This window comes from Nocardiopsis sp. EMB25, assembly GCF_026797795.1.
Taxonomy (GTDB): Bacteria; Actinomycetota; Actinomycetes; order Streptosporangiales; family Streptosporangiaceae; genus Nocardiopsis; species Nocardiopsis lucentensis.
On the sequence record NZ_JAMTDN010000001.1, the window covers coordinates 440,348 to 453,502 of the forward strand.

Genomic DNA, 13,155 nt, shown 5'->3' on the forward strand with positions numbered 1-13,155 from the left:
GCTCGCTCCGCCGGGGAGCGGCCCCTCGGGCGGTGGCGGGCGACGGGCGGGCCGAAACGAAGCGGCAGGCCCGAGAGAAACACTGCCGCGGCCCGGTCGGCTCAGGTCAGTCGCCCGGAGGTAGCACCGGCCTGCCGTCCTCCAGGTAGAGCGGGCCCCCGCCGTCCGCGACGGTGAGCGCCGCGAGCATCCGCCGGGCCGTGTGCGGGGACAGGACCTCGTGCAAGTCGCCCGGATCGTGCCAGGCCCACCCCGACAGCTCGTCGGCGGGAAGGCGCAACTCGGCGCCCTCGGGCAGTTCCGCGGTGAACAGCCACTGGAGCGCCGTGGTGCGCGGTGGACGCGCCGGGACCCAGTCCACGACCGCCACCCGCAGCACGCGCGCCTCGACTCCCAGTTCCTCGCGGAGTTCGCGGCGGCAGGCGGCCAGCGGCGACTCGTCCGCCTCGATGACCCCGCCGGGGACGCCCCAGGGCCGTTCGGGGACGTAGGTGCGTTTCACCAGCAGCACGCCGCCGGACTCGGAGCGGATCACGGCCCCCGCCGCTCCCCGGGTCGCGGGCAGACCCGCGTAGAACTCCTCTTCGGTCACGCCCTCGACCCTAGGGCACGCCCGCCCCTCAGCCCAGGGCCAGACCGACCGAGAACAGCACCCCGAAGGCCAGCTGGAGTTTGCCGGTCTCGCCCAGTCCCAACACCAGGTCGCGGCCCACCTGGCCGCCCAGGACGCGGCGCGTCGGCCGCACCGCGAGCGGCACCGACAGCACCACGAGCGGAACCCACCAGTACACCGGCGTCAGTACCAGCGCCACCACGTACACCGCCGCGATCGCGCCCGCGAACAGGTGGCGGGTGCCCGCCTCGCCCAGTCGCACCGCGAGGGTGATCTTGCCGGTCTCCCGGTCCGTCGGGATGTCCCTCAGGTTGTTGATCACCAGCACCGAGCACGACAGCAGCCCCACCGGGACGGCGGCCACCCACGCCTGCCACGGCGCGGATCCCACCTGGACGAACACGGTGCCGACGACCGCCACCAGGCCGAAGAACACGAACACCGACACCTCGCCCAGGCCCCGGTACCCGTACGGAGAGCGCCCGCCGGTGTAGTACCAGGCCGCGGCGATCGCGGCCGCGCCCACCAGCAGCAGCCACCACGACGACGTCGCCACCAGGACCAGACCCACCACGGCCGCGAACGCGAAACTCGCCAGGGCCGCGGCCAACACCTGCCGCGCCGGGGCCAGACCGCTCGCGGTCAGCCGTACCGGGCCCGTCCGTTCGGCGGTGTCGGTGCCCTTCACGCCGTCGCTGTAGTCGTTGGCGAAGTTCACCCCCACCTGGAGCGCCAGCGACACCACTATCGCCAGCAGCGCCTTCCACCACACGAATCCGCCCAGCGCGACGGCCAGGGCGGTACCGACCGCCACCGGCACGACCGAGTTCGGCAGCGTACGGGGACGCGTCCCCGAGACCCATTCACTGACCGTGGCCACGTGCGGTCCCTCCACACTCGACGGCGGCGCCCAGCCCTTCCGAGCGCACGGTGATCCGACCTTTCCACGGTAGTCCCCGCTCCGCGCGGGTCGTGCCGCCCCTCCAGGGTCCGGTTCCCTGGAGAGGTGGCCCCCGGACGGCATCCGAACACGGTCCGAAGCGCAGGGCCGGGAACTACGCGGTGATCGCCGCGTGCAGCCGCACCATCGCCAACGGACTTCCCAGGTCGATCTCCCGACGGGCCCCGTCCGCGCGCCACCCGGACGACTCGAAGAAGGAGCGCAGCGCGTTGTCGGCCTCGGGCACCCACACGTACACGGTGCCGAAACCGGACTCGACCAGCTGGTCCACGCACGCGTTCAGCAACCGGCTCCCGTGCCCCCGCCGGGTCAGTTCCGGCGCCACGTGCAGCGCGAACACCTCCGCGTCCTTGCCCGGCCACAGGTCCGGGTCACCGGCCGGACCGAACGCGGCGAAGCCGACGACCGTCCGCTTCCCCTCCTCCTCGTCCGTGGCCACGACCAACCGGTGCCGTGAGGTCGGGGGCGACGCCACCGCCGAACTCCACTGCTCCCGGAAGCGTTCGCGGGCCTCCCCGCCCCCCATCTCCTCCAGCACCTCGTCGGGCAGCAGCTCCCCGTACACCGACCGCCACGACGCCACCTGGACGGCCACGACGGCGTCCACGTCGGCGGCACGGGCGGGGCGGACGAACTGGGCACTGGACATGGTCGGGCCTCCTCAGGCGGCAAGATGACCAACGCCGGAGTTTCCGGACCTTGCCATGGCATGGGAACATCTACGTCGTGAGCCTCATTATCAGAGTTATCGTGAACGCGCTCGCCCTTTGGGCGGCTGTCTACCTGGTCGACGGGATCGAGGTCGCGACCCGGGACACGACCGAGCAGATCCTCGTCTACCTTGGTGTCGGTGCGATCTTCGGCCTGGTCAACGCCGTCATCAAACCGATCGTCAAAACGGTGGGGTGCCTGTTCTACGCCCTGACCCTGGGACTGATCGGCCTGGTCGTCAACGCGCTGCTGCTCCTGCTCACGGAGTGGGTCGCCGGTCTGTTCGACGTCCCCTTCAGCATCGACGGGTTCTGGCCCGCGTTCTGGGGAGCCATCATCATCTCGATCGTGAGCTGGCTGGCCAGCCTGTTCCTCCCGGACGGCGACGACGGCTGACCGTCCACCCCCGTCCCGCCGCGCTGACCTGCGAGCGGACCCCGGACCCGCCCGAGTGGCGCGGGTCCGGGACGGGTAGGTTCACATTCCGGGCCATCAACCTCGACCCACGAGGACGGCGGCCCGCGCAGGCTCGACCCCGCGCACGGGGCACACCAGATCTTTCCCGTGACCGGAACGGACTCCGCCGGTCGCGGTGGCGGTCGCGTCGCGCCGCCCGCCCGTGTCCGGGCACACCCGGACCGCGGGCACGTCCGACTGTTGACACACACTGAGAGGAGGAGGGGCACACCCGGGCCCACCCGCCCCGCAGCGGCGGCCCGAACGCCTTATCACAGCGATGGTGGACACCAAGAACCGCCCATTCGGCAAGATGCTGACCGCGATGGTCACGCCCATGCTCGAGGACGGCGAACTCGACTACGAGGGTGCGGCCCGTCTGGCCGCCTACCTGGTCGACGAGCAGCACAACGACGGCCTCATCATCAGCGGCACGACTGGTGAGTCGCCCACGACCAGCGACGACGAGAAGGACCGCCTGCTCCGTACGGTCCTGGAGGCGGTCGGTGACCGCGCCACCGTCGTGGCCGGGGTCGGCACCAACGACACCCGGCACAGCATCCGGCTCGCCAAGGCCGCGGAGAAGGCGGGCGCGCACGGTCTGCTGGCCGTGACCCCCTACTACAACAAGCCGCCGCAGGAAGGCCTCATCCGGCACTTCACCTCGATCGCCGACGCGACCGGGCTGCCGGTCATGCTCTACGACATCCCGCACCGCACCGGGACGCCGATCGCCTCCGAGACCCTCGTCCGGCTGGCAGAGCACCCGCGTATCGTCGCCAACAAGGACGCCAAGGACAACGTCGGCGCCAGCTCCTGGGTCATGGAGCGCACCGACCTCGCCTACTACTGCGGCACCGACATCCTCAACCTGCCGCTGCTGTCGGTGGGCGCCGCCGGGTTCGTCAGCGTGGTCGGCCACATCGTCGGCTCCGACCTGCGCGAGATGATCGACGTCTACGAGGCGGGCGAGGTCGGCCAGGCGCTGGCCATCCACCGCCGCCTCACTCCCGTCTACACGGGGATGTTCCGCACCCAGGGCGTCATCACCACCAAGGCCGTGCTCAACCTGTTCGGCCTGCCCTCCGGCCCGGTGCGCACGCCGCTGGCGGACGCCTCCCCCGAACTCCAGGCCCTCCTGCGCGAGGACCTGGCCGCGGCGGGCGTCAAGGGTCCGATCGGCCTCGCCCCCCACCAGGCCGTCCCGGCCAGCGCCGTCAACGTCGAGCGCCTGGCGGAGGGGTCCGTATGAGTCACCCCCACCCCGAACTGGGGTCCCCGCCGCCGCTCGGCGAGGGCGCGCTGCGCGTCGTCCCCCTGGGCGGACTCGGGGAGATCGGCCGCAACATGACGGTCTTCGAGTACGGCGGTCGCCTGCTCATCGTCGACTGCGGCGTCCTCTTCCCGGAGGAGGAGCAGCCCGGCGTCGACCTGATCCTGCCGGACTTCGACTACATCCGGGACCGGCTCGACGACGTCGAGGCGATCGTGCTCACCCACGGGCACGAGGACCACATCGGTGGCGTGCCGTTCCTGCTGCGCGAGCGCGCCGACATCCCGATCGTCGGCTCCAAGCTCACCCTGGCGCTGATCACCGCCAAGCTGGGCGAGCACCGCATCAAGCCGGAGACGGTCCTGGTCGAGGAGGGGGAGCGGCACGACTTCGGCCCCTTCGACCTGGAGTTCTTCGCGGTCAACCACTCCATCCCCGACGCGCTGGCGATCGGCATCCGCACCCCGGCCGGGACGGTGCTGCACACCGGCGACTTCAAGATGGACCAGCTGCCGCTGGACGGACGCCTCACCGACCTGGGCGGCTTCGCCCGGTTCGGCGACGAGGGCGTGGACCTGCTGCTGTCGGACTCCACCAACGCCGAGCAGCCGGGCTTCGTGGTCAGCGAGCGCGACCTCAACGAGGCCATCGACAAGGTGTTCCGCACCTCCGACAAGCGCATCGTCGTGGCCTGCTTCGCCTCCCACGTGCACCGCGTCCAACAGGTGATCGACGCCGCCGTCAAGCACGGCCGCAAGATCGCGTTCGTGGGCCGCTCCATGGTCCGCAACATGAACATCGCGCGCGACCTGGGTTACCTGAGCGTGCCCGGGGACACCATCATCGACGTCAAGCAGCTCGACCAGCTGCCGCCCGACGAGGTCCTGATGGTGTGCACGGGCTCGCAGGGCGAGCCGATGGCCGCACTGAGCCGCATGGCCAACCGCGACCACCAGATCCGCATCGAGGAGGGCGACACCGTCCTGCTCGCGTCCTCGCTGATCCCGGGCAACGAGAACTCCGTCAACCGGGTGATCAACGGCCTGACCCGCTGGGGCGCCAAGATCGTGCACAAGGGCAACGCCCTGGTGCACGTGTCCGGGCACTCGTCCGCCGGTGAGCTGCTGTACGTGCTCAACATGGTGCGGCCGCGCAACTTCATGCCGGTGCACGGCGAGTGGCGGCACCTGCGCGCGCACGCCGACCTGGCCAAGGCCACCGGCATCCCGCAGGACCGGATCTGTATCGCCGAGGACGGCGTCGTCGTCGACCTGTACAAGAACCGGGCCAAGATCGTCGGCGCGGTCCAGGCCGGGTACGTGTACGTGGACGGCTCGTCGGTCGGTGACGTCTCCGAGGCCTCGCTCAAGGACCGACGCATCCTCGGCGAGGAGGGGTTCATCTCCGTCGTCGTGGCCGTGGACTCCACCACGGGCAAGATCCTCGGCGATCCCGAGATCCACACCCGCGGCGCCGGGATCGCCCCGGACGCCTACGACGACGTCATCGACAAGCTCCAGGCCGCCCTGGACAAGGCCGCCGGTGACGGCGTCAACGACCCGCACCAGCTCCGGCAGCTCATCCGCCGCAGCGCGGGCCGGTGGGTGAACGAGACCTACCGCCGTCGTCCGATGATCATCCCCGTCCTGGTCGAGGTCTGACCGGACGTTCCACGGTTACGGCCCGAGGCGCGACCAGCGCACTCGGGCCGTACGGCGTTCCCGGGCCGGTCCGCGCGACACGCCGGCGGGAAACCCCGTCGGGGCTGGACTTCCTAGTAGGCTGCCCGCCGTGGCGGGCCGCCCTGCCCGCCGGACCGAACGAGTCGCTCCCCTGGAGGTGTGCCCCCCATGGCCACGCGAGCCAAGTCCTCCGGAGGATCGGGGCGCAGGAAGCCCGCCAAGCGGCGCTCCTCGCCCCCGGCGATGCCCGACGGGCCCATCGCCTTCGTCGTGACCCTGTTCGGACAGTTCCTGCTCGTGCTGTGGAAGGTCATCGCGCACACCGTGGGCGGAGCGGCGCGGGCCGTGGGGCGCAGCGCCCGTGACCTCGACCCCGACCTGCGCAGGGACGGCGCCGGGCTGGTCCTGCTGGCGGCTGGGGTCCTCATCGCCGGCGCCGTGTGGTGGCAGAGCGAGGGCCTGCTCCTGCGGGCCACCCGCACCGTCGTGGTCGGCGGCTTCGGGACCTTCTCCCCGATCCTGCCGCTGCTGTTCCTGCCCCTCGCCGTCCGGCTGATGCGTACCCCCTCCAACGCGAAGGAGGGCGACGCCGGGCGCCTGTTCATCGGCTTCAGCGCGATCATGCTGGGCCTGCTCGGACTCATCCACATCGGCCACGGTGTACCCCAGCCCTCCGAGGGACTGGAGGCGCTCATGGACTCGGGCGGGCTCATCGGCTATGTCGCCTCCGGCCCGCTCAGCGCGATCGTCACCCCGTGGCTGACCGGTCTGCTCCTCGCCCTCATCCTGGTCTTCGGTGTCCTGGTGGTCACCGCCACGCCCATCCGGCGCATCCCCGACCGCCTCCAGACCCTCTTCGGCGCGCTCATGGAACGCGACACCGGCCCCGATTCGGGTCTGGGCATCCTGGGCGCCGATCCCGAGCCGGACCAGCCCAAACGGCGCCGCAAGCCGAGGCGCAAGCCCACCGAGGAGACCGTGGCGGGCGACCACGAGCGTCCCTACGACAGCCCCGTCCTGCCCAGCGAGCCCGACACCGCGCCCCTCGCGCCGGCTCCGACCGACGAGGACGCGGAGCGGCCCCGGCCGAAGCGGAAGGGGAGGGGAAGGGGCGAGTCCGCCCCGGAGGAGCACTCCCCGACCCCCGACCCCTCACCGCCGCCGGTCACCACCGAGCAGCTGTCCATCCCCTCCCGGGTCGTGGACGGCGACTACGAACTGCCCGCGCCGGGCATGCTCAAGCCCGGCAGCCCCGTCAAACCGCGTACCCGGGCCAACGACGAGGTCGTCGAGGCGCTCTCCGGCGTGCTCACCCAGTTCGGCATCGACGCCGAGGTCACCGGGTTCACCCGGGGGCCGACGGTGACCCGTTACGAGATCGAGCTGGGCCGGGCGGTCAAGGTCGAGAAGGTCACCGCGCTGACCAAGAACATCTCCCTGGCGGTCAAGAGCGCCGACGTGCGCATCCAGTCGCCGATCCCCGGCAAGTCCGCCATCGGCGTGGAGATCCCCAACACCGACAAGGACATCGTCAGCCTGGGAGACGTCCTGCGCTCGTCGTCGGCCACCTCCGACGACCACCCCATGCTGGTGGGCCTGGGCAAGGACGTCGAGGGCACCAACGTCGTGGCCAACCTCGCCAAGATGCCGCACGTGCTCGTCGCGGGCGCCACCGGCGCCGGTAAGTCCACCTGCATCAACGGGCTGATCAGCTCGCTGATGATGCGCGCCACCCCCGACGAGGTGCGCATGATCCTGGTCGACCCCAAGCGGGTCGAACTGACGATGTACGAGGGCATTCCACACCTGATCACCCCCATCATCACCAACCCCAAGCGGGCCGCCGAGGCGCTCCAGTGGGTCGTGGGGGAGATGGACCGGCGCTACGACGACCTGGCCGCCTCCGGCTACCGCCACGTCGACGACTTCAACGCCGCCGTGCGCACGGGTGAGCTGAAGGCGCCCCCCGGCAGCGAGCGCGAGTACCAGCCCTACCCGTACCTGCTGGTGATCGTGGACGAGCTCGCCGACCTGATGATGGTCGCCCCCCGCGACGTCGAGGACGCCGTCGTGCGCATCACCCAGCTGGCCCGCGCGGCCGGCATCCACCTGGTCCTGGCCACCCAGCGGCCCAGCGTGGACGTCGTCACCGGTCTGATCAAGGCCAACGTGCCCTCCCGGCTGGCGTTCGCCACCTCCAGCCTCTCCGACAGCCGGGTCATCCTCGACCAGCCCGGCGCGGAGAAGCTCGTCGGCAAGGGCGACGCGCTCTTCCTCCCCATGGGGGCGGGCAAGCCCATCCGGCTCCAGAACGCCTGGGTGTCGGAGAAGGAGATCCGGGCGATCGTCGAGCACTGCAAGAAGCAGTCCGAACCCGACTACCGCGAGGACGTCGCCGCCGGGGAGACGAAGAAGAAGGAGATCGACGAGGACATCGGCGACGACCTCGACCTTCTCCTCCAGGCCGTCGAACTGGTGGTCACCACCCAGTTCGGCTCGACCTCCATGCTCCAGCGCAAGCTGCGCGTGGGCTTCGCCAAGGCGGGCCGCCTCATGGACCTCATGGAGAGCCGCGACGTCGTCGGCCCCAGCGAGGGCTCCAAGGCCCGCGACGTCCTGGTCACCCCCGACGACCTGCCGGGCGTCCTCGCCGAGATCCGCGGCGGCTGATCGCGACCCGCCTCGGTCGCCGACGACCGCACCGGGGCGGGTCCTCCCGACCGGACGCCGGAGATCTGTCCGATTTGGCGTGATCTTTGGGGGGACCTTGGGCGTGGTGGCCTGCGTGTTCGAGCACGGAAGAGCAGAGTGGTTCCGTGTGAGCGCACAAAGTAGCGGGGGGAGCGCGCATGGCGACGATCGGTCAGACCCTGGCGGCGGCCCGGGTGGCCGCGGGACTCACGGTCGCGGACCTCAGCACCCGTACACGCATTCGGGAGCAGGTCCTGCGTGGTATCGAGCGGGAGGACTTCCTTCCATGCGGAGGCGACTTCTACGCGCGCGGGCACATCCGCGGTATCTGCCGGGCCCTGGGCCTGGACCCCGCGCCGCTCCTCGACGAGTTCGACCGTGAACACGCCCGACCCGGCACGGCCGCCTTCGTCCCGCCCGCGCGGCACCCCGCGGCCGGGCCCTCGGCGGCCCGCGCCACCACCGAGGCCGCGCGCGGCCGGGCGTGGGGGGAGGAGTTCACGGAGACGCACACGGCGGGACGCGGTCCCGGCGGGGACACCCACGACCCCGGCGGCCGATCAGAGCGGTGGGGCCACTTCGAACGCAGCCAGCACGTGCGTGGGCGCGTCCGCCAGGGGCGGCGCACCCGCGCGGGTGCGACCGCCGTGCCAGGGCCCCGCCGCACCGCCGAAGGGCAGGGCCGCCGCCCGGCGGGTGAGCCCGGTCCCCGGCCGCGCCAGGCGATCAGCGCGACCCGGACCAGGCGCGGCGAGGCGGTCCGCCGGCACTGGCCGTGGGCCGTGGTCGGCGTCATCCTCCTCCTGGGCGCCTTCGTGGGCGTGCACGCCTGGCAGGAGTGGGAGGGCGGCAACCCGCTGCGCGCCGCCTTCGACCGCGGATCGGACACGGTCGACTCCTCCGTCGGTGTGCCCGCCGCCCCCGTACCCGCTGAACGGCCCTCGATCGACGAACCGGTCCCCGAGGAGCCGAAGGAGATCACCATCGCCGTCACCGCCTCCGACCGCAGCTGGGTCAAGGTCACCGATCCCGACGGGGAGGACCTGTTCACCGGATTCCTCCTCGACGGCGACACGGAGGAGTACGTGACCGAGGACACCATCGGACTGTGGGTCGGCGACGCGGGCGTGGTCAGCGTGGCCGTCGACGGGGAGGACCTCGGCGCGCTCGGGCGGTCCGGGGAGGTCACCTCCGTCACCGTCGGGGCCGACGGCGTGGAGGGGTAGGCCGTGTCCGTCGTGGGCCTCCGGCGCGGTGCCCACTCTGTTCGGGCGCCCCGACGGCAGGGATCCCCCACCCTCGGCCACGCCTGTCGCCCGTTCCTCGCCACGCGGCTCTCCTCGCCCACCCGTCGCCCTCCACCACCCTCAACGGACGCCTACGGCGCAGTCTCGATCTTTGAGAACCCTGCCCGCGCCCGAACGACGAACCCCCTGGGGTGGTCGCTCCGGAGACGGCACTCGGGAGAGGCGAGCACGGTACGGGCGGGTGACGCGTCCACGGTAGTGTGGTGGGTCGTGGGCGGTGCCGTCAGGCGCCGAGCCGCGCGCGGGGGCCGCCGGATCCGCCGCGCCGCGCACCCGCACACCACGTCGAAGCTCTCCCACACCTTGGAAGCCATGTCATCGCGCCGTACTGTCTCGCTCGTCACCCTGGGGTGTGCGCGTAACGAGGTCGACTCCGAAGAGCTGGCCGGACGCCTCTCCGAAGGCGGATGGGAACTCGTGGAGGGTGAGGCCGACGTGACCGTCGTCAACACCTGCGGGTTCATCGACGCGGCCAAGCAGGACTCCATCCAGACGATCCTGGACGCCGCGGAGAACGGCGGCCAGGTCGTCGCCGCGGGCTGCATGGCCGAGCGCTACGGCTCCGAGCTCGCCGAGGCCCTGCCTGAGGCCCAGGTCATCGGGTTCGACGACTACGCGGCCATCACCGACCGCCTCGACGACGTCGTCGCCGGGCGCACGCTCGTCCCGCACGACCCGCGGGACCGGCGCACCCTGCTGCCGATCAGCCCGGTGGACCGCGACGCCGCCGACGTCCACGTCCCCGGCCACGCGGCCTTCGCCGACGCCGAGGGCGCGGAGGGGACCGAGCTGCCCTACCGCGCGGCCGTGCCGAGGCGCCGTCTGACCGGGGGACCGGTCGCCAACCTCAAGATCGCCTCCGGCTGCGACCGCCGGTGCACCTTCTGCGCGATCCCCGCCTTCCGGGGCGCCTACATCTCCCGCCACCCCGACGAGATCGTCCGCGAGGCCGAGTGGCTGGCCGGCGAGGGGGTGCGCGAGGTCTTCCTGGTCAGTGAGAACTCCACGTCCTTCGGCAAGGACCTCGGCGACGTGCGGGCCCTGGAGAAGCTCCTGCCGCGCCTGGCCGCCGTGGAGGGCCTCGACCGGGTCCGCGTCAGCTACCTCCAGCCCGCCGAGGTGCGTCCCGGTCTGGTGGATGTGCTCACCTCCACCCCCGGGGTCGTGCCCTACTTCGACCTGTCCTTCCAGCACGCCAGCGGCCCGCTGCTGCGCCGCATGCGCCGTTTCGGCGACCGCGAGCGCTTCCTGGAGCTCCTGCGCACGGTGCGCGAGCGCACGCCCGAGGCCGGGGCCCGCTCCAACTTCATCGTGGGCTTCCCCGGGGAGACCGAGGAGGAGTTCGAGGACCTGGTCGCCTTCCTCGGCGAGGCCCGTCTGGACGCCATCGGCGTGTTCGGGTACTCCGACGAGGACGGCACCGAGGCCGTCGGCCACGAGGGCAAGGTGCCCGCCGAGGTGATCGAGGAGCGCGTGGAGCGGCTCAACCGGCTCGCTGAGGAGCTCATGGCCCAGCGCGCGGAGGAGCGGGTCGGTTCGGAGGTCACCGTCCTGGTCGAGTCCGTCCTGGAGGACGGCGCGTACGAGGGCCGCGCCGACCACCAGGCGCCCGAGGTGGACGGCAGTACCATCCTCTACGGCGAGGGTCTGGCCGTGGGCGACCTCGTCCGGGCCACCGTGATCCAGGCCGCGGGGGCCGACCTCGTCGCGGAACAGGACGAAGCGCCGGACGGGGAAACCGGAGACAGATGAGCACCCACGATTCCGCGGCGTCACCCGCCCCCCGCGTTCCCCTGTGGAACATCGCGAACATCCTCACGATGAGCCGTCTGGTCATGGTGCCGGTGTTCGTGTGGTTCATGTTCCTGGACGGACCGTGGTGGCGGTTGGCCGCGTTCGCGGTGTTCGTGCTGGCGGCGGTCACCGACCGGATCGACGGTGAGCTGGCCCGCCGCCGCAACCTGGTCACCGATTTCGGCAAGATCGCCGACCCCATCGCCGACAAGGCGCTGACCGGGGCGGCGCTGGTCGTGCTCTCCCTCCAGGGCGACCTGTGGTGGTGGGTGACCATCGCCATCCTCGTCCGCGAGTGGGGCATCACCGGGCTGCGCTTCGCGGTCCTGCGCTACGGCGTCATGCCCGCCAGCCAGGGCGGCAAGCTCAAGACCGTGCTCCAGATCGTGGCGATCAGCCTCTACCTCTTCCCGGCGGCGCTGCTGCCGTTCAGCGCGGTGTTCACCTGGGCCGCCCACATCGTGATGGGCGCGGCCCTGGCGGTGACGGTCTGGACCGGCCTGGCCTACGTGGTCGACGCGATCCGCCTCATCCGCGCCAAGGACGGGCGTACGGAGTGAGCGCTCCGCCCGGTGCCCCGGACCTCGGCGGTGACGCGCTCACCGCGGCCGAGGCCGTGCACCGGGCGCTGCTGGAACGCGGTTTCACCTGCGCCACCGCCGAGTCACTCACCGGAGGGCTCATCGGCGCCCACCTGACCGCCGTCCCCGGCGCCTCCACCACCTACCGGGGCGGAGTCGTCACCTACGCCACCGACACCAAGGCGGGCCTGTTGGGGGTCCCCGGGGACCTGCTGGCCGCCCACGGAGCGGTCCACCGCGACGTGGCCGCCCACATGGCGGCGGGCGTGCGCCGTCTGATGGGCGCCGACTACGGGGTCGCGGTGACCGGCGTCGCCGGTCCGGACCCCCAGGACGGCCAGCCCGTCGGCACGGTCTTCGCGGCCGTCTCCGCACCCACCGGGACCAGCGCTGTTCGCGAGTTCCGTTTCACCGGGGATCGTTCGGGTATCCGCTACCACACGGTCGAGGGCGCCCTGGCGCTCCTGGAGTCGACCGTCCGCGGGAACGCGGTGGGAGCCGCTCGGACCTGACCCCTCCGGTCGGTCGCCCTCTCCCGTGCGACGGGAACAAAACCACTCCAGCTAGTGGTTCCCCCTCCAGCGAACAGGATGGCAAGAGGTGCCCGAATCGGGCGTGGGGCAGGTACGGTGTTGTATATGAAGGTCGCTACCGGTGGGAGGGAGCGCGAATGATGGTCCTGCTTCGTCACCTACTTGGTGACGTGCTCAGGCGGCTGCGACAGCGCCAGGGCCGCACCCTCCGCGAGGTGTCGGCCGATGCACGTGTGTCCCTCGGCTACCTCTCGGAGGTCGAACGGGGTCAGAAGGAAGCCTCTTCCGAGCTGCTCTCTTCGATCTGCGGGGCACTGGGTGTCCCGCTTTCCCAGGTGTTGCGGGAGGTCTCCGACCAGCTCGCCCTCGCGGAGCTCCAGGAGGCCGCACTGTTGGGTGACACGGTCACGAGCGACCCCGTCGCCGCCCAGGACCTCGGCATCGAACCGGTACCGGATCGCGTTCCCCACGTCGCCGACATGGTGGGGGTCTGACCTCCACGGATCCGTCCGTACATCCTCGTGACCACGTGAAGGAGCCGGCCACCCCGGGT

12 protein-coding genes are annotated in these 13,155 nt (G+C 71.6%); 9 read left to right on the top strand and 3 right to left on the bottom strand.

The window, feature by feature from the left end; translation table 11 throughout:
• Positions 1-106: 106 nt before the first annotated feature.
• From KIK06_RS01845 to KIK06_RS01855, 3 genes are all read right to left on the bottom strand, one after another.
• Positions 107-592 (bottom strand): NUDIX domain-containing protein, encoded by a 486-nt coding sequence (locus tag KIK06_RS01845; RefSeq protein WP_017598751.1) that lies wholly within the window; start codon positions 590-592, stop codon positions 107-109.
• Between the two features lie 28 nt (positions 593-620).
• On the bottom strand, positions 621-1,493 hold the full coding sequence (locus KIK06_RS01850) for a 1,4-dihydroxy-2-naphthoate polyprenyltransferase (RefSeq protein ID WP_268641662.1): 873 nt from the start codon (positions 1,491-1,493) through the stop codon (positions 621-623).
• A 175-nt stretch (positions 1,494-1,668) separates the two neighbouring features.
• A complete protein-coding gene (locus KIK06_RS01855; RefSeq protein WP_268641663.1) occupies positions 1,669-2,223 on the bottom strand; it encodes a GNAT family N-acetyltransferase in 555 nt (184 codons plus the stop codon).
• Positions 2,224-2,300: 77 nt separating this feature from the next.
• Between KIK06_RS01855 and KIK06_RS01860 the strand changes: the two genes are divergently transcribed.
• From KIK06_RS01860 to KIK06_RS01900, 9 genes are all read left to right on the top strand, one after another.
• Positions 2,301-2,681 (top strand): phage holin family protein, encoded by a 381-nt coding sequence (locus KIK06_RS01860; RefSeq protein WP_083924198.1) that lies wholly within the window; start codon positions 2,301-2,303, stop codon positions 2,679-2,681.
• A 340-nt stretch (positions 2,682-3,021) separates the two neighbouring features.
• The gene (gene dapA / locus KIK06_RS01865) at positions 3,022-3,993 is read left to right on the top strand and encodes a 4-hydroxy-tetrahydrodipicolinate synthase (protein WP_017598747.1); all 972 of its coding nucleotides are present in this window, start codon (positions 3,022-3,024) and stop codon (positions 3,991-3,993) included.
• Positions 3,990-5,675, top strand: coding sequence for a ribonuclease J (locus tag KIK06_RS01870; protein WP_017598746.1), 1,686 nt, complete (start codon positions 3,990-3,992; stop codon positions 5,673-5,675). The genes dapA and KIK06_RS01870 overlap by 4 nt, the downstream gene beginning before the upstream one ends.
• Positions 5,676-5,864: 189 nt before the next feature.
• The gene (locus KIK06_RS01875; protein ID WP_026127625.1) at positions 5,865-8,366 is read left to right on the top strand and encodes a DNA translocase FtsK; all 2,502 of its coding nucleotides are present in this window, start codon (positions 5,865-5,867) and stop codon (positions 8,364-8,366) included.
• 179 nt (positions 8,367-8,545) lie between these two features.
• On the top strand, positions 8,546-9,613 hold the full coding sequence (locus KIK06_RS01880) for a helix-turn-helix domain-containing protein (RefSeq protein WP_017598744.1): 1,068 nt from the start codon (positions 8,546-8,548) through the stop codon (positions 9,611-9,613).
• Positions 9,614-10,006: 393 nt separating this feature from the next.
• Complete coding sequence (gene rimO / locus KIK06_RS01885) at positions 10,007-11,446, top strand: 30S ribosomal protein S12 methylthiotransferase RimO (RefSeq protein WP_026127624.1); 1,440 nt, start codon at positions 10,007-10,009, stop codon at positions 11,444-11,446.
• The gene (gene pgsA / locus KIK06_RS01890; RefSeq protein WP_268641664.1) at positions 11,443-12,048 is read left to right on the top strand and encodes a CDP-diacylglycerol--glycerol-3-phosphate 3-phosphatidyltransferase; all 606 of its coding nucleotides are present in this window, start codon (positions 11,443-11,445) and stop codon (positions 12,046-12,048) included. The genes rimO and pgsA overlap by 4 nt, the downstream gene beginning before the upstream one ends.
• Positions 12,045-12,581, top strand: coding sequence for a CinA family protein (locus tag KIK06_RS01895; protein ID WP_017598741.1), 537 nt, complete (start codon positions 12,045-12,047; stop codon positions 12,579-12,581). Before pgsA ends, KIK06_RS01895 begins: the two co-directional genes overlap by 4 nt.
• Positions 12,582-12,739: 158 nt before the next feature.
• Positions 12,740-13,096, top strand: coding sequence for a helix-turn-helix domain-containing protein (locus KIK06_RS01900; protein ID WP_017598740.1), 357 nt, complete (start codon positions 12,740-12,742; stop codon positions 13,094-13,096).
• Positions 13,097-13,155 lie beyond the last annotated feature (59 nt).